General features: G+C 41.3%; 18 protein-coding genes. 3 read left to right on the top strand and 15 right to left on the bottom strand.

Features of this window, described 5'->3' with window-relative positions:
- Nucleotides 1-401: 401 nt before the first annotated feature.
- From rpsR to rpsF, 3 genes are read right to left on the bottom strand one after another with little or no spacing between them, the layout of a single operon-like run.
- The gene (rpsR, locus tag QUF49_RS00700) at nucleotides 402-635 is read right to left on the bottom strand and encodes a 30S ribosomal protein S18 (RefSeq protein WP_066399523.1); all 234 of its coding nucleotides are present in this window, start codon (nucleotides 633-635) and stop codon (nucleotides 402-404) included.
- 57 nt (nucleotides 636-692) lie between these two features.
- A complete protein-coding gene (gene ssb, locus QUF49_RS00695) occupies nucleotides 693-1,238 on the bottom strand; it encodes a single-stranded DNA-binding protein (RefSeq protein WP_066399530.1) in 546 nt (181 codons plus the stop codon).
- 21 nt (nucleotides 1,239-1,259) lie between these two features.
- Nucleotides 1,260-1,550 carry a 30S ribosomal protein S6 gene (gene rpsF / locus QUF49_RS00690; RefSeq protein WP_251322128.1) on the bottom strand — a complete coding sequence of 97 codons (291 nt, stop codon included), beginning with the start codon at nucleotides 1,548-1,550 and terminating at the stop codon, nucleotides 1,260-1,262.
- A 255-nt stretch (nucleotides 1,551-1,805) separates the two neighbouring features.
- Between rpsF and QUF49_RS00685 the strand changes: the two genes are divergently transcribed.
- Nucleotides 1,806-1,955: a hypothetical protein gene (locus QUF49_RS00685; RefSeq protein WP_289493838.1), complete on the top strand. Its 150-nt coding sequence runs from the start codon at nucleotides 1,806-1,808 to the stop codon at nucleotides 1,953-1,955.
- Here QUF49_RS00685 and ychF read toward each other — a convergent pair.
- From ychF to QUF49_RS00670, 3 genes are all read right to left on the bottom strand, one after another.
- Nucleotides 1,952-3,049: a redox-regulated ATPase YchF gene (gene ychF, locus QUF49_RS00680; protein WP_289493836.1), complete on the bottom strand. Its 1,098-nt coding sequence runs from the start codon at nucleotides 3,047-3,049 to the stop codon at nucleotides 1,952-1,954. The two genes, QUF49_RS00685 and ychF, sit on opposite strands and share 4 nt — an antisense overlap.
- 229 nt (nucleotides 3,050-3,278) lie before the next feature.
- Nucleotides 3,279-3,476, bottom strand: a complete 198-nt coding sequence (locus QUF49_RS00675; protein ID WP_289497552.1) for a DUF951 domain-containing protein — start codon at nucleotides 3,474-3,476, stop codon at nucleotides 3,279-3,281.
- Nucleotides 3,477-3,489: 13 nt separating this feature from the next.
- Complete coding sequence (locus QUF49_RS00670) at nucleotides 3,490-4,374, bottom strand: mechanosensitive ion channel family protein (protein WP_394605890.1); 885 nt, start codon at nucleotides 4,372-4,374, stop codon at nucleotides 3,490-3,492.
- Nucleotides 4,375-4,586: 212 nt separating this feature from the next.
- On the opposite strand from QUF49_RS00670, the gene yyaC reads away from it, so the two are divergent.
- Complete coding sequence (gene yyaC, locus QUF49_RS00665) at nucleotides 4,587-5,219, top strand: spore protease YyaC (RefSeq protein ID WP_289493834.1); 633 nt, start codon at nucleotides 4,587-4,589, stop codon at nucleotides 5,217-5,219.
- Nucleotides 5,220-5,256: 37 nt separating this feature from the next.
- On the opposite strand, the gene QUF49_RS00660 is transcribed toward yyaC, so the two are convergent.
- The 3 genes from QUF49_RS00660 to QUF49_RS00650 all read right to left on the bottom strand — a co-directional run bounded on the left by QUF49_RS00660 (nucleotide 5,257) and on the right by QUF49_RS00650 (nucleotide 8,001).
- The gene (locus tag QUF49_RS00660) at nucleotides 5,257-5,991 is read right to left on the bottom strand and encodes a DUF554 domain-containing protein (protein WP_289493832.1); all 735 of its coding nucleotides are present in this window, start codon (nucleotides 5,989-5,991) and stop codon (nucleotides 5,257-5,259) included.
- Nucleotides 5,992-6,404: 413 nt separating this feature from the next.
- Nucleotides 6,405-7,247, bottom strand: a complete 843-nt coding sequence (locus QUF49_RS00655) for a ParB/RepB/Spo0J family partition protein (protein ID WP_289497550.1) — start codon at nucleotides 7,245-7,247, stop codon at nucleotides 6,405-6,407.
- Nucleotides 7,228-8,001: a ParA family protein gene (locus QUF49_RS00650; protein WP_289497549.1), complete on the bottom strand. Its 774-nt coding sequence runs from the start codon at nucleotides 7,999-8,001 to the stop codon at nucleotides 7,228-7,230. Before QUF49_RS00650 ends, QUF49_RS00655 begins: the two co-directional genes overlap by 20 nt.
- Before the next feature lie 240 nt (nucleotides 8,002-8,241).
- Here QUF49_RS00650 and QUF49_RS00645 point away from each other — a divergent pair, with 240 nt between their 5' ends.
- The gene (locus QUF49_RS00645; protein WP_289493830.1) at nucleotides 8,242-8,418 is read left to right on the top strand and encodes a hypothetical protein; all 177 of its coding nucleotides are present in this window, start codon (nucleotides 8,242-8,244) and stop codon (nucleotides 8,416-8,418) included.
- A gap of 11 nt (nucleotides 8,419-8,429) precedes the next feature.
- On the opposite strand, the gene noc is transcribed toward QUF49_RS00645, so the two are convergent.
- The 6 genes from noc to spoIIIJ form a co-directional block, all read right to left on the bottom strand.
- A complete protein-coding gene (gene noc, locus QUF49_RS00640; RefSeq protein WP_289493829.1) occupies nucleotides 8,430-9,293 on the bottom strand; it encodes a nucleoid occlusion protein in 864 nt (287 codons plus the stop codon).
- Nucleotides 9,294-9,419: 126 nt separating this feature from the next.
- Nucleotides 9,420-10,136 carry a 16S rRNA (guanine(527)-N(7))-methyltransferase RsmG gene (gene rsmG / locus QUF49_RS00635; RefSeq protein ID WP_289493827.1) on the bottom strand — a complete coding sequence of 239 codons (717 nt, stop codon included), beginning with the start codon at nucleotides 10,134-10,136 and terminating at the stop codon, nucleotides 9,420-9,422.
- Between the two features lie 17 nt (nucleotides 10,137-10,153).
- Complete coding sequence (gene mnmG / locus QUF49_RS00630) at nucleotides 10,154-12,040, bottom strand: tRNA uridine-5-carboxymethylaminomethyl(34) synthesis enzyme MnmG (RefSeq protein ID WP_289493826.1); 1,887 nt, start codon at nucleotides 12,038-12,040, stop codon at nucleotides 10,154-10,156.
- A 21-nt stretch (nucleotides 12,041-12,061) separates the two neighbouring features.
- Complete coding sequence (mnmE, locus tag QUF49_RS00625; RefSeq protein ID WP_289493825.1) at nucleotides 12,062-13,438, bottom strand: tRNA uridine-5-carboxymethylaminomethyl(34) synthesis GTPase MnmE; 1,377 nt, start codon at nucleotides 13,436-13,438, stop codon at nucleotides 12,062-12,064.
- Nucleotides 13,439-13,623: 185 nt separating this feature from the next.
- The gene (gene jag / locus QUF49_RS00620; RefSeq protein WP_289493824.1) at nucleotides 13,624-14,256 is read right to left on the bottom strand and encodes an RNA-binding cell elongation regulator Jag/EloR; all 633 of its coding nucleotides are present in this window, start codon (nucleotides 14,254-14,256) and stop codon (nucleotides 13,624-13,626) included.
- A complete protein-coding gene (spoIIIJ, locus tag QUF49_RS00615) occupies nucleotides 14,253-15,023 on the bottom strand; it encodes a YidC family membrane integrase SpoIIIJ (RefSeq protein WP_289493822.1) in 771 nt (256 codons plus the stop codon). The genes jag and spoIIIJ overlap by 4 nt, the downstream gene beginning before the upstream one ends.

Below are 15,023 nucleotides of genomic sequence, written 5' to 3'. Positions count from 1 at the left end.
TTATCACGGAATGGAGCATAAAATGGTTGCTCGGGGGTGATTTGAAGACCTGTACTGCATTTTAAGAGAAAACAATGATCCAGCTCCAAATTTTAATTGTTATTTCACGAGTTTTGGCTCTTAAAGCTTATCTTTACTTATACTGGATGGGGTATCAATACCCTTAATTCAAGAAATTTTGAAAATAATCCTAGAAATTCAGGATTTTTTACGGCGAGTTTTGGGATTAATCCAGCGAGTTTTGACCATATATCGGCGAGTCGATGTCACTCGACAATTATCAAGCCCCTTATACCCCTCACCTAAGTCATATCACGCATATCATCCAAATAGATTTACACTCTGTTTTCAGACACAAAAAAGCGCAGCCAGGATAACCTAGCTGCGCTCTTTAAACGATCTTATTCAGATACATATGGTAACAATGCCATGTGACGAGAGCGTTTGATCGCACGAGTCAATTGACGTTGATATTTAGCAGATGTACCAGTTACACGACGAGGAAGAATCTTACCGCGCTCAGAAACGAAACGCTTTAAAAGATCAGTGTCCTTGTAGTCGATGTAAGTGATTTTGTTTACAGTGAAGAAACAAACCTTACGACGCTTTTGGCGTCCACCACGACGTCCAGCCATAGTTGGTCCCCTCCTTTAGATTTATTTTATATATTCCGATTCATAGTTTACGTTAGTTTAAAATGGCAAATCGTCATCAGAGATGTCGATCGGCGTGCCATCATTTGCAAACGGGTCATCGTTGAAGTTATTACGTTTTGGATTCTGCTGTTGTTGCTGTCCTCCAAATCCGTTGTCACTTCCATAGCTGCGGTTCTGATTTTGCTGCCCAAATCCGCGGTCATTTGATGGTCCACCAAAGTTGTTGCTGTTGCCTTGATATTGCTGGCCACCAGCATTAGCGTTTTTAGGTTCAAGGAATTGAACACTTTCTGCCATTACTTCAGTAACATACACTCTCTGACCCTGCTGGTTCTCGTAAGAACGAGTTTGCAAACGTCCATCCACTCCTGCAAGCGATCCCTTTTTCAAGAAGTTCGCTACATTTTCAGCGGGCTTACGCCATACGACACAGTTAATGAAATCTGCTTCGCGCTCACCTTGCTGATTCGAAAAAGGTCGATTGACAGCAAGTGTGAAGTTAGCAACAGCCACACCGTTTGGAGTGTACTTTAATTCTGGGTCTTTTGTTAAACGTCCCACCAGTACTACTCGATTTAGCATTCAGAACCACTCCTTAAAGGATTAATTTCTTTCGTCTACGATTGTCATGAAACGAAGAACATCTTCATTGATCTTCATAAGACGGTCGAATTCATTAATCGCTTCGTTTGGAGCGTTAACTTCCAATAGCGTGTAATATCCATCGCGGAAGTCATTGATTTCGTAAGCTAAACGCTTTTTACCCATTTCCTTTTCGTTCGCGATCTCCGCACCGTTGTCAGTTAGGATGCTTTTAGCGCGTTCTTTCGTTGACTTAAGAGCTTCCTCTTCGATATTCGGACGGACGATGTACATAATTTCGTACTTTTTCATTCCGTTCACCTCCTTTTGGTCTAAGCGGCCCAAAACATTTATTCCGGGCAAGGAGAAAATCATCATAACAGTATTTGTTGACAATTAACTCACAATAAAGAATTATATCAAAACATCTTGCATAAAACAAGCTTACTTTGAAATTAAGCATAAAAAAGAGGAAAAGCCTCTGCTTTTCCTCCGTTTTTCTCTATTTTACTTTGGCTATTTCTTTATTGTTTTTGAAATAATGTTGTAAATAACTTCACTGACAAGTTGATTGAAGTGAAAGGTGCGAGACTCCTGCGGGACGAGCGGTCAGGTGAGACCCTTAAAGGCGCAAAGCGGCAAGGGGCTCACCGCCCGCCCCGCGGAAAGCGAGCACCTGAAACGGAAATCAACCTCTTCCCAGTCATTTTTTATTAAACATTAAAACGGAAATGAACTACATCTCCATCTTTCATCTCGTATTCCTTACCTTCTAGACGAACTTTACCTTTTTCTTTGGCAGCTGCCATGTTGCCCGCAGCCATAAGATCATCATAAGCAACGACTTCTGCACGAATAAATCCTCTTTCAAAGTCCGTATGGATGATTCCAGCACATGCAGGAGCCTTCATGCCTCTACGGAACGTCCAAGCACGTACTTCTTGAACACCTGCCGTAAAGTAAGTTGCTAAGCCTAAAAGGGAATAAGATGCACGAATCAGCTTATCAAGCCCCGCTTCCTCGATTCCTAGTTCACCTAAGAAAGCCATCTTTTCGTCGCCATCAAGTTCTGCGATCTCTTCTTCTACTTTTGCACAGATTACGATTACTTCTGCATTTTCACGTGCTGCATACTCTTTAACCGCTTCAACGTGCTCATTTGTTCCTTCTAAAAGCTCATCTTCGCTCACGTTTGCAACATAAAGAATAGGTTTCATCGTTAATAAGTGCATCGCATAAACAATCTTGTTCTCTTCAGGTGTTAAGTCAACACTTCGTGCAGGAAGTTCTTGCATAAGTGCTTCCTTGATTTTTGAAAGAACGGCAAATTCAGCAACCGCTTCTTTGTCTTTTGATTTTGCTAATTTTTCAACACGCGCAATACGCTTGTCGATAGACTCTAAGTCAGCAAAGATAAGCTCAAGGTTGATTACTTCGATATCATCGATCGGATTTACTTTTCCGTGAACGTGCGTGATGTTCTCATCATCAAAACAGCGAACAACCTGTAAGATCGCATCCGTTTGACGAATGTGGGATAAGAATTTGTTACCTAGCCCTTCCCCTTTGCTCGCACCTTTTACGATTCCGGCAATATCCGTAAATTCAAAAGTTGTAGGTACTACTTTTTTCGGCTGTACCAATTCTGTTAACTTTTGAAGACGGTGATCAGGCACTTCTACGATTCCAACGTTCGGGTCGATTGTACAGAACGGATAGTTAGCAGATTCTGCACCTGCTTGTGTAATAGCGTTAAATAATGTAGATTTACCAACGTTCGGCAAACCTACGATTCCAGTTGTAAGAGCCACTGTTCATTCACTCCTCTGTTTTATATAAAGCTCGGATGCCCGAGACTTTTCAGTTAAAAAAATATCCTTCCCAATTATAGGTTTTCTCACCTTAAAAAACAAGAAGAACCGGGTGGTGCTTCCCGGCTCTCATTCTTGACTCTTTTTTCATTATGTTCAATCCAATAATCAAATGACATAACTTATGGATGCATTGTTCCACGTGAAACTTTATTAGATAAGTCCTTCATCACTCCCCAGGTGATAACAAGACTTTCTTTATTTTTTTAGCAAATTCAGCTCTTGGCAGCATCACACTATGCTGACAACCCATGCATTTAATTCGAATATCCGCCCCCATACGAATCACTTTCCATCGGTTTGTTCCACATGGGTGCTGCTTTTTCATTTCCACTTCATCATGAAGGTGAAATTCTTTTTGCTGCATCATCAGCTCTCCTTTATTTTTGTTCTTTTGGCAATGATTCTTTCTGATAAGTGACCATTTTCGGATAAGGAATTTCTATACCTGCTATTTCAAGTTCATGTTTTAGGGTTTTACGAAGCTCTCGTGCAATTTTAAAGTGTGTCATCGGAAGTACCTCTGCGGTAACACGAATCACAACTTCAGAGGCACCTAACATTTGAACACCTAGTACTTCTGGTTCCTTTACCATTTCAGGGTAATTTGGTTTTGCGTTTTTAACGACCTCTTGAATAATGTTTTGTGCTTTATCAATATCCTCTTCATACGCAATGCTTAAGTCAACAACAGCAATACTGTTATGAACGGAAAAATTCGTAACTTCTGTGATAGACGAATTCGGTAGGATATGCAATTCTCCTGTCCAGCTTTTTATTTTTGTTGTTCTCAGACCGATTTCTTCCACTGTTCCTTCAAAACTTGCAATTCGTACCGTGTCGCCTACAGAGAACTGGTTTTCAAATATGATGAAAAATCCAGTAATGATATCCTTCACAAGGCTTTGAGCACCAAAACCGATTGCTAAACCAACAACACCTGCCCCGGCAAGAATTGCTTTTATGTCTACGCCAAACTCGGTTAAGATGGTTAAAATCGCTACGAAATAGATAACATAGGAAGCTACGTTATCTAGGAGCCGAAATAAAGTGTTCTCTCTTCTCTCGCTTAAACGTAAAGGAGATTTCAATCGGACTTTAAAGATATTAGCGATCGCTGCTTTTACAATATATTTGAATATAATGGCCAGTAAGATGATTCCTACGATCTTAAATCCTGTTGTGGCAATGCCTGTCCACCATTCTTTATCGGAAAAGAAGGTTACAGCCTGTTCTGCTGTTTTAGGTAAATCAGTTCCTTCCAATTTAGTCCCCGTCCTCTCATTGATTATGAAATTATTTAATCAGCTTTTACCGAGAATATCAAATATCAGTGCATGAAAAACTTATCGAGTTACGAGTACACATGAAACGGGTATAGACTTTAAACAAAAGTCTGTGATTATTCTATTCTACCATGTATAACAAAAGGATTTCTTCCGTATACTAGTAGAACCATTATAAAGGAGAGGATGTCATGTTCCTCAAACGGAAGCTTGGACTAGGGAAACCCATTCAATATAAATTGCACCACGAAGATAAGGAAGCCATGCTCAGAATTACAGAACAAATTTTACCTATGCTTCCGGAAACAAACCATCAGCCGGTCGTCGTTGTCTGTATAGGGACCGACCGATCAACAGGTGATGCCTTAGGCCCTCTTGTAGGTACAAAATTGCACAATAAAGATACATTTCCGTTTTTTGTTTACGGCACACTTGATGATCCAGTTCATGCCGTGAATCTAGAGGAAAAGCTGAAAATGATTGAAACCGAACATCCGGGTGCTTTTGTTATTGGAATTGATGCCTGTTTAGGCCGGTTAAATCATGTTGGCATGGTCTCTATTAATGATGGACCCGTAAAACCAGGTGCAGGCGTGAACAAACAGCTGCCGCCTGTTGGTGATATGCATATTACAGGTATCGTAAACGTAAGCGGGTTTATGGAATACTTTGTCCTTCAGAATACGAGGCTCAGTATCGTCATGAAAATGGCCGATTTAATTGCAGATTCCCTTCATATGGCTTGCTTACGAAAAAAAATCCAACAAAAAAACATGATTGCAGGAACAGATACACGTTCTCAAGATATTTATAAAATTCAATAGCAAAAAGCCGCTTCTACTGGAATAGAAGCGGCTTTTTTTATAGCAGACCTTGTGAAAAGGAAAGAATGTTATCCCATTTTTCAACGATAAATACAAGCACTGTAGCAACCAGCAACCCCGGAAGAAGGTTCGCCACGCGGATTTTTGCGATGCCTAGCAAATTCAATCCAATCGCTACGATCATGATTCCGCCTGTTCCTGTTATTTCTACGATAAGGGCATCCATTAGTTCTTGCGGAACGAATCGATCGATCTGTGTAGCCAAAAGTGCTATAGCACCTTGATATAAGACGACCGGTATCGCGGAAAACATCACTCCGATACCAAGTGTTGAGGTAAAAAGAATGGCACAAAATCCATCGATCAATGCTTTCGTATAAAGAACATCATGCTGCTGTCTTAACCCGCTGTCTAGCGCTCCAACAATGGACATCGCTCCAACCACAAAAACAAGTGTAGCCGTTACAAAGCCCGTCGCAACCGATCCTTTATCTTGCTTCCCCACCTTCTTTTCAAGCCACTTGCCGATCGCATTCAGCCGATCTTCTAAATTCCACCATTCACCAAGAGCACCACCAATGGCTAGACTCGCAATTACAATTAAAAATTGCTCACTTTTAAGTCCCATACCAATCCCTAAGATTGTTACAGCCAAAGCCATCGCTTGTAAAATCGTATTTTTAAATCGATCAGGGATTCTTGTCCAAAACAAACCTAAAAAGCTTCCTGCAACAATGGCAATACCATTTACTATTGTTCCTAACAGTGACATGTAACGTTCTCCTATCTAAAGCAGGCCATCGATGATTATCTTAATGATTGAATCAAGGTGCTTACTTTCTGTTTGTTTTTATAAAGTTGTTATCTAAAAGATTTATGCTTTTCTTCACTTTGTTCTTCTCTTCATTGAAGAGTTGATTGGAGTGTAAGGTGCGAGACTCCTCGAAAATTGAACTTCAAATTTTCTTCGTGCGATGTGTCGCTGCCGTAGCCTTCCTTGTCCTGCGGGACGAGTGGTCAGGTGGAGACTCCTAATGGCGCAAAGCGGCAGGAGGCTCACCGCATGCCCCGCGGAAAGCGAGCATCCTGAAACGCAGATCAACCACTTTCAAGAGCATCAAAGATTGCTAAAGGAGCCTTGAAAAAATGGTAAAAAAGAAAACCACCTTTTCGATGGTTTTCCTCCTACTTTTCTAACAGATCTAAAATACGCTCTAAATCATCTTGAGAAAAGAATTCAATCTCAATCTTTCCTTTTCGCTTCGATTTTTTTATAGACACTGATGTTCCAAATCGATCACGCAAGGATGATTCTTTTTCTTTAAAAAACACATTGGTTTGTGCTGTATTTTTCTTTGTTCCACGTGGAACATTTTTATTAATATCCGAAATCAGCTTCTCGAGCTGCCTTACATTTAAATTTTCATCCATAATACGCTGAACGATCAGCTGCATCTTCGTTTTTTTCTTAAGTCCGAGTAATGCACGACCATGCCCCATCGATAACAGGCCGTTGGATAAAAGCTCTAACAAGGGTTTTGGAAGCTGAAGCAGCCGAATATGGTTCGCAATATGAGGACGGCTCTTTCCAACTCTAGAAGCTAATTCTTCTTGAGTGATTTCAAGGTGCTCCATCAACTTTTGGTAAGCTTGTGCTTCTTCGACCGGATTCAAATCTTCTCGCTGAAGGTTTTCAATCAAGGCGACTTCCATCATTTTTTGTTCCGTATAGTCTTTTACAATCGCAGGGATGGTTTTTAGCCCTGCCTCAGATGCTGCTCTGAATCTTCGTTCCCCTAAGACGATTTCGTAGCCTTTAATGCTTTTCCGTACAACAATCGGTTGAAGAATGCCATGTTCTAAAATGGATTCTTTTAGTTCGTCAATGGCTTTTTGGTCAAAAACTTTTCGAGGCTGATACGGATTTGGTCTAAGCTCTGATATGCTGACATCTTTGATCTGCTCTTCTTCCCCAGCTTCTGTTGGAGGAAAGAAGGCATGCAGCCCTTTACCTAACCCTTTCACCAATGCCAATCACTTCCTTCGCAAATTCTAAATATACTTCTGCACCACGGGATTTCGGATCATAAATAATAATCGGTTTACCATGACTCGGTGCTTCTGATAATCTAACGTTTCTTGGTATGATCGTTTCATATACCTTATCTTGAAAATACTTCTTAACTTCTTCAATCACTTGAATGCCTAAGTTCGTACGTGCATCAAGCATTGTGAGCAGGACTCCATCAATCATCAAATCTGTATTCAGGTGCTTTTGCACAAGTCGGACCGTATTTAAAAGCTGGCTTAATCCTTCAAGTGCGTAATACTCACATTGAACTGGAATGATAACAGAGTCAGAAGCTGTTAAAGAGTTAATCGTAAGAAGTCCTAATGATGGAGGGCAGTCAATAATAATATAATCATAGACGGAGCTTACCTGATCAAGTGCTCTTTTCAAACGGACTTCGCGCGATATCGTAGGAACTAACTCGATTTCAGCTCCAGCGAGTTGTATCGTCGAAGGGAGGATATGTAAACCTTCACAGATGGTCTCGACAATCACATCTTTTACTTCCACATCTTCAACAAGGACATTATAGATACATTGATCGATATCACCTTTGTCCACGCCTACGCCGCTAGTTGCATTCCCTTGAGGATCTATGTCTACGAGCAAAACTTTTTTACCGAAATATGCTAAGCATGCACCAAGGTTGACGGACGTAGTCGTTTTTCCGACTCCGCCTTTCTGGTTGGCTACTGCAATGATCTTGGCCACGTTGTCACCTACCTCACTTAATAAAACCATTCATTATCTATTATTCTATCACGAAGAAAATAAAATGACGTATGTAATTATAGAAAAAAGTATTTTTAGATGAATTTATTTTTTTATTATTTTTTTCAGTTGAAATTCTAATGAAGACACTAATTCTTACCTAGAAAGACTCTCAACTAAAAGTTTTCACATTAGTTTTTTGGTTACTTCTCTTCATTGCCAGGTTGATTGGAGTGTAAGGTGCGAGACTCCTGCGGGACAGGCTGGCAGGTGAGACACTTAAAAGTGAAACGTTACGAATGTGGCTCACCGCCTGCCCCGCGGAAAGCGAGCAACCTGAAACGGAAATCAACCACTTTCAAGGGCGACATAGATTTCAAAAACAAAAAAACCACCAGCTTTTACTTTCAAGGCTGATGGTCTTCACTTTATTTTTTTGGAATGCGAATCGTGAACTGATAAAACTCCTCATGCTCCTCTTCTTCTGTGTCGATGGACAGTCCGCTTTGTACGACCATGTCAACAGATTGCCTAACCGTATTAATGGCAAGGCGCATATCCTTGCTATACGATTTACGTCTGGATTGAGGTTTCTTTTCCGCTGTCTCAGCTTCAATCATTCGTTTTACACGATCTTCTGTCTGCTTCACATTCAATTGTTTTTCGAGGATCTCTTGCAGAACGGCATCCATTTTTTCAGGAGATTTCAATACAATTAATGCTCTGGCATGACGCTCTGTGATCTTTTTCTGTAAAAGGGCATCTTGAATAGACTGCGGCAGCTTTAATAAACGAAGCTTGTTCGCAATCGTGGATTGGCCTTTCCCAAGTTTTTGTGCCAGTCCCTCTTGAGTAAGTCCATGCAATTCTAAAAGCTTAGCATAAGCCATAGCTTCTTCGATGGCAGTAAGTTCTTCTCGCTGAAGGTTTTCAATAAGAGCTACCGATGCGGTTTGCGAATCGTCCATCTCTTTAAGTATAGCAGGTATCTTTTCCCACCCAAGTTTTTGGACAGCACGCCATCTGCGTTCTCCGGCGATCAGTTCGTATTGATTCTCTCCAATGCCACGAACCACAATAGGCTGAATAATTCCGTGAGCTTCTATCGTTTGTGATAATTCTTCAATTCGTTCATCTATAAAAACCGTACGAGGCTGAAACCGGTTTGGAATGATCTGTTGAACCGGAATTTGAAGTACTTCTTCGTTGTCGTTTTTTTCAGCTGGTTCTGGATCTAAGGTTTGCTGGCTCTTTTCGCCGATGCCGAATAAACGTGAAAAAGGATGCTTCATGCGAATACACCACCTTTTGTAATGTGCCTGTTAACTAATTCTTCTCACTAGTCCTATAATCCTGCAAGTCTGTAAAAATCTTTCTATTATGTAACAGCTGTGTTTCACGTGAAACACAGTCTAAACTTATTGGATGGGCGACTTGTTCGGAGTTCCAGGTTTACGCGGGAATTTTTTAGGCGTATCTTTTACTTTTTCAATGATTACGATATTTCGTTCACTTTCCTCGATCGGCAATACAAACGAATGAACATCTTTTATTTTTCCGCCTAAAAGTTTAACCGCTTTTTCGCCATCTTTCACTTCTTCAGGAAGATTGGCACCTTTCATTCCTAAAAAGTGCCCCCCTATTTTCACTAAAGGTAAACAGAGCTCGGATAGTACAGAAAGCCTCGCAACAGCTCGAGCCATCACAAGATCGAACTTTTGTCTAAACTCAGGACGCTGCGCAAATGTTTCTGCACGGTCATGATGTAAAGATACATGTTCTAAACCTAATTCATCTACAACATGCTGCAAAAATCCAATGCGTTTGTTGAGTGAGTCAACAACAGTCAGCTGGATTTCCGGGTATACGATCTTCAATGGAATCGCGGGAAATCCCGCACCTGCTCCGACGTCACAAACCGTAATATTCTGATTGAAATCAAAATGAAATCCAGCCGTTACAGAATCATAAAAATGTTTAAGATATACTTCTTCTTTTTCTGTGATTGCTGTGAGGTTCATTTTTTCATTCCACTCAACGAGCAGTTCATAATACCTCTCGAATTGGGAAAGCTGTTTATCTGATAACTGTACTCCCTTTTCTTTTAAGGAAGATTGAAACAATTCAACATTCATGGTTTATGCGTTCCCCCTCAACGGGCAATTTTCGCCAGTTTACCTTGTTCAAGGTAGATCAACAGAATAGAAATGTCTGCTGGGTTTACCCCTGATACTCGTGATGCCTGTCCGACTGAAAGCGGCCGTACTTCGTGAAGCTTTTGTTTCGCTTCTGTAGCCAATCCATTGATCGCCATATAATCCAAATCAACAGGCAGTTTTTTATTTTCCATCTTGCGCATTTTCTCAACTTGAGCAAGCTGTTTATCGATGTAGCCCGCATACTTCACTTGAATCTCCACTTGCTCCATTACGGTTTCAGGCAATGGTGTTTCTGCAGGTGCCATCTTGTGGATCACCGGATACGTTACTTCAGGCCGTTTTAGCAGATTGGCTGCAGACATTGGCTCTTTTAGCGGTGTGGATTGTGCTTCAGCAAGGATTTGCTGCACATCTTCAGTCGGCTTAATAGAAACATGTTCTAATCGTTCTATTTCCTGCGCAATTTGTGCTTTCTTCTCTTCAAAGCGTTCGTAACGATCTTTCGGTATCAGTCCGATTTCGTGACCTTTTTTCGTTAATCTGAGATCAGCGTTATCGTGCCTTAACAGCAAACGGTACTCTGCTCTTGATGTTAGAAGGCGGTACGGCTCGTTTGTTCCTTTCGTAATCAGATCATCGATCAGCACTCCGATGTATGCTTCTGAACGATCCAGAACTAAAGGCTCTTTTTTCTGTACTTTTAACGCAGCATTGATTCCCGCCATGAGGCCTTGACCCGCTGCTTCTTCATAACCGCTCGTACCATTCAGCTGACCTGCTGTAAAGAGGCCGTTCACACGCTTCGTTTCAAGAGATGGCCAAAGCTGTGTCGGTACGATCGCATCATATTCTATCGCATAACCAGCACGCATCAGCTCAGCTTTTTCCAGTCCAGGAATCGTAGCTAAAATTCTCTTTTGAACATCTTCAGGAAGGCTCGTCGAAAGACCTTGAACGTACACTTCTTCCGTATTGCGGCCTTCAGGTTCTAAGAAGATCTGATGTCTTGGTTTATCGTTAAAACGTACAATTTTATCCTCAATGGATGGACAATATCTTGGTCCTGTTCCTTCAATCATCCCAGAATACATCGGGGAACGATGCAGGTTACCGTTGATCAGCTGATGTGTCTCATCTCCTGTGTAAGTGAGCCAGCAAGGCAGCTGATCTGTAATATACTCGGTTGTTTCATAGGAAAAAGCACGTGGTACATCATCACCCGGCTGAATTTCCGTTTTAGAATAATCGATCGTTTTGCTGTTCACACGCGGCGGTGTTCCCGTCTTAAAGCGAACCATATCAAAACCAAGCTCCTGCAGGTGGTATGACAAATTGATAGAAGGAGCCATGTTATTCGGGCCGCTTTCATAAGCAAGCTCACCAATAATAATCTTTCCTCTTAAGTATGTCCCAGTCGTTAGAACCACTGCTTCCGCAGCGTATTCAGCTCCTGTTTTTGTAATAACACCCTTACATTCCCCGTCCTCAATGATCAGACGCTCTACCATTCCTTGACGCAATGTGAGGTTCTCGGTGTTTTCCATTGTTTTTTTCATTTCATGCTGATAAAGATATTTATCGGCTTGCGCGCGCAGCGCACGTACCGCAGGACCTTTACCCGTATTCAGCATACGCATTTGGATATGTGTTTTGTCGATGTTACGGGCCATTTCACCGCCTAGCGCATCCACTTCACGCACAACAATCCCTTTAGCTGGTCCGCCAACTGACGGATTACATGGCATGTATGCTACAGTGTCTAGATTCAATGTCAGACATAACGTTTTGGCACCCATACGTGCAGAAGCAAGTGCCGCTTCAACACCAGCATGTCCAGCGCCGACAACAATGACATCGAACGTATCTGCTTTATATCCCATTTTGTTCTACCTCCTTAACAATTATTTTCCAAGACAAAATTGAGAGAACAACTGGTCGATCAGACTCTCAGAAACCGTGTCACCCACTATTTCACCGAGTATCTCCCATGCTCTTGTTATATCGATCTGTACCATATCTATCGGAAGATCCGCTTCAATACCGCCAAGTGCTTCGTCAATGTGATGAATCGTCTGCTGAAGAAGTGCGATATGCCTTGAATTAGAAACGTAAGTTAAATCTTGTGCTTCTATTCCACCTGCAAAAAACAGGTTTGCGATCGCTTGCTCTAGTTCATCTATTCCCTCTTCTTTTACCAAAGATGTTGAAATCAAAGGTGAATGTTCTGCAAGTTCCTTAATACGGTTCATATCCGCTTTCATTTCGAGATCGGTTTTATTGATGATAACAATCTTATCGAGTCCCGCTGCTGCACGGAATAAGTTCTCATCTTCTTGTGACAGTGTTTCGTTTCCGTTAATGACTAACAAAATCAGATCTGCTTCTTTCAATACTTTTCGAGATTTTTCCACACCGATCTTTTCTACGATGTCTTCTGTTTCTCGAATCCCTGCTGTATCTACAAGTCTTAAAGGAACTCCTCTTACGTTTACGTACTCTTCAATAACGTCCCTCGTTGTTCCGGCAATATCTGTTACGATTGCTTTGTTTTCATGGACAAGTGCGTTCATAAGTGAAGATTTCCCTACGTTCGGTCGTCCTATGATTGCCGTCGACAGCCCTTCACGAAGAATCTTTCCTTGGCTTGCCGTTTGCAGGATTGATTCTACTTCTTTTTTGACAGTTAGAAGGTTGTTGTTTAATAAGGAATGCGTCATCTCTTCTGCATCGTATTCAGGATAATCAATGTTCACTTCAACGTGAGCAATCGTCTCTAATAACGTTTGTCTAAGACGTGTTATGAGTGAAGACAAGCGGCCTTCCATCTGGTTCAGTGCAACATTCATGGCACGATCCGTCTTTGCACGAATCAAATCCATCACGGCTTCCGCTTGAGATAAATCAATCCGTCCGTTTAAGAACGCCCGTTTCGTAAATTCTCCCGGTTCAGCTAAGCGTGCTCCCTGCTGCAGAATCAATTGAAGAACACGATTCACAGAAACTAATCCACCGTGACAGTTAATTTCAACAACATCTTCCCGCGTGAACGTTCGGGGTGCGCGCATAACGCTGATCATCACTTCTTCCACGGCCTGATCAACCTTTGGATCAAACAGCTTCCCATAATGAATGGTATGCGTATCTACATCTGAAAGACGTTTTGATCCTTTATACACTTTATCCGCAATCGTTACTGCGTCACTTCCGCTTAACCTTACAATCGCGATTGCACCTTCTCCCATCGGAGTAGAAATAGCAGTAATCGTATCAAATTCCATTGTTGTATCACCTCGGCTTTCCTCTTTTTACGCTCTATATAAATTACCTTTAGTATGGCCTTAATCAGTTGCTGTGATAATGGTTTATCAAAAAAGGACATAAATATCCACAATAAAAAATAGTGTATCGTATTATAAGCCTGCAGTAAACAAAAAGCCCCAGAGGAATAACCTCTGAAGCTTCTTTATCTTTTGCTTGAGGACGTCGGGCGGATCACGACTTTACGGAATGGCTCCACCCCTTCAGACGTAGTCTCAACATCTCTGTTTTCTTTCAGTGCTAAATGAATCACTTTGCGCTCATTGGCAGGCATCGGCTCTAAAGCAAAACTTTTCTTTGTGAAAAATACTTTTTGAGCAGAGTGTTCAGCTAATCTTTCAAGTGATTCTTGTCTTCGGGTACGATAGTTTTCAGCATCAAGCACGATTTTAACGTGCTTGCTTGCAGGATCTGAATTTGCAACCATATTTGTTAAAAGCTGCAGCGCATTAAGTGTTTGTCCGCGTTTTCCAATCAAAATCGCAATTTTGTCACCGGATAAATCCAGCACAAGATGATCATTTTCCTGTCGCTGTGCTATGGTAACGGGTACCCCCATTTTGGATGTTACATCCTGAAGGTATTCGATCGCGGTTTTAACAGGATCAGCTTTGACTGTTACTTCAACTACTGCGGGCTTGCCGCCAAGTCCAAAAAAACCTTTTTTGGAATCTTCAAGAATAGATATATCTACTTGATCTTTTGAAGTCTGAAGTTGTTCTAGTGCTGCTGCTACTGCTTCTTCAACCGTTTTCCCTGTTACCTGTACCTTTTTCACTTTTTAGCTCCCCCATCAACTTGATTTTCTTTCTTTTTCATTGGGGTCGTAATGAAATATGTTTGTGCAATCATGAAGATGTTACCGATCACCCAATATAAAGATAATGCAGCTGGGAAATTAATAGCAAATACAACGATCATGACTGGCATGATGTATAAAAGCATCTTCATTTGCGGATTTGGATTGTCCATTCCGCCCATCATGATTTTTTGCTGCAAGAATGTTGTAAGACCTGCAACTAGCGGCAAAATAAAGAATGGATCTGGATCTCCTAGATCAAACCAAAGGAAATTGTGATTCGCAATTTCTTCAGTACGCATGATTGCATGATAGAAACCTAATAGAATCGGCATTTGAATCAATAATGGTAAACAGCCTGCAAGCGGATTTACACCATTCTTTTGGAATAAAGCCATTGTTTCTTGCTGCAGTTTTTGCTGTGTGTTCGCATCTTTTGATTTGTATTTTTCACGCAGTTTTTGAATTTCTGGCTGAATTTCCTGCATCGCTTTAGAACTCTTCGTTTGCTTAATCATCAATGGAAGAAGCGCAGTACGAATAATTAATGTAACAATTATGATCGATAATCCATAGTTTTCACCCGTTAAGTTCGCAAAATATGTGATCAACCAAGATAACGGATATACAAAATATGTGTCCCAAATTCCCGTTCTGTCTTCTGTGATGGGCTCCATCGTCCCACATCCAGAAAGGACAGCCATGAGTGCGAAAAGGGCAATCAGTAAACCTATTTTCTTACGCAC

Source organism: Fictibacillus sp. b24, from assembly GCF_030348825.1.
Classification (GTDB): Bacteria; Bacillota; Bacilli; order Bacillales; family Fictibacillaceae; genus Fictibacillus.
The sequence above is the reverse complement of the archived record's forward strand: the minus strand, read 5'-3'. Positions and strand labels throughout refer to the sequence as shown.

Excerpts from the sequence above, each read along its gene's own strand:
- rpsR (WP_066399523.1), bottom strand. The coding sequence starts at position 635 with ATGGCTGGACGTCGTGGTGGACGCCAAAAGCGTCGTAAGGTTTGTTTC.
- ssb (WP_066399530.1), bottom strand. The coding sequence starts at position 1,238 with ATGCTAAATCGAGTAGTACTGGTGGGACGTTTAACAAAAGACCCAGAA.
- rpsF (WP_251322128.1), bottom strand. The coding sequence starts at position 1,550 with ATGAAAAAGTACGAAATTATGTACATCGTCCGTCCGAATATCGAAGAG.
- QUF49_RS00675 (WP_289497552.1), bottom strand. The coding sequence starts at position 3,476 with ATGCAGCAAAAAGAATTTCACCTTCATGATGAAGTGGAAATGAAAAAG.
- yyaC (WP_289493834.1), top strand. The coding sequence starts at position 4,587 with ATGTTCCTCAAACGGAAGCTTGGACTAGGGAAACCCATTCAATATAAA.
- QUF49_RS00660 (WP_289493832.1), bottom strand. The coding sequence starts at position 5,991 with ATGTCACTGTTAGGAACAATAGTAAATGGTATTGCCATTGTTGCAGGA.
- noc (WP_289493829.1), bottom strand. The coding sequence starts at position 9,293 with ATGAAGCATCCTTTTTCACGTTTATTCGGCATCGGCGAAAAGAGCCAG.
- rsmG (WP_289493827.1), bottom strand. The coding sequence starts at position 10,136 with ATGAATGTTGAATTGTTTCAATCTTCCTTAAAAGAAAAGGGAGTACAG.
- mnmG (WP_289493826.1), bottom strand. The coding sequence starts at position 12,040 with ATGGGATATAAAGCAGATACGTTCGATGTCATTGTTGTCGGCGCTGGA.
- mnmE (WP_289493825.1), bottom strand. The coding sequence starts at position 13,438 with ATGGAATTTGATACGATTACTGCTATTTCTACTCCGATGGGAGAAGGT.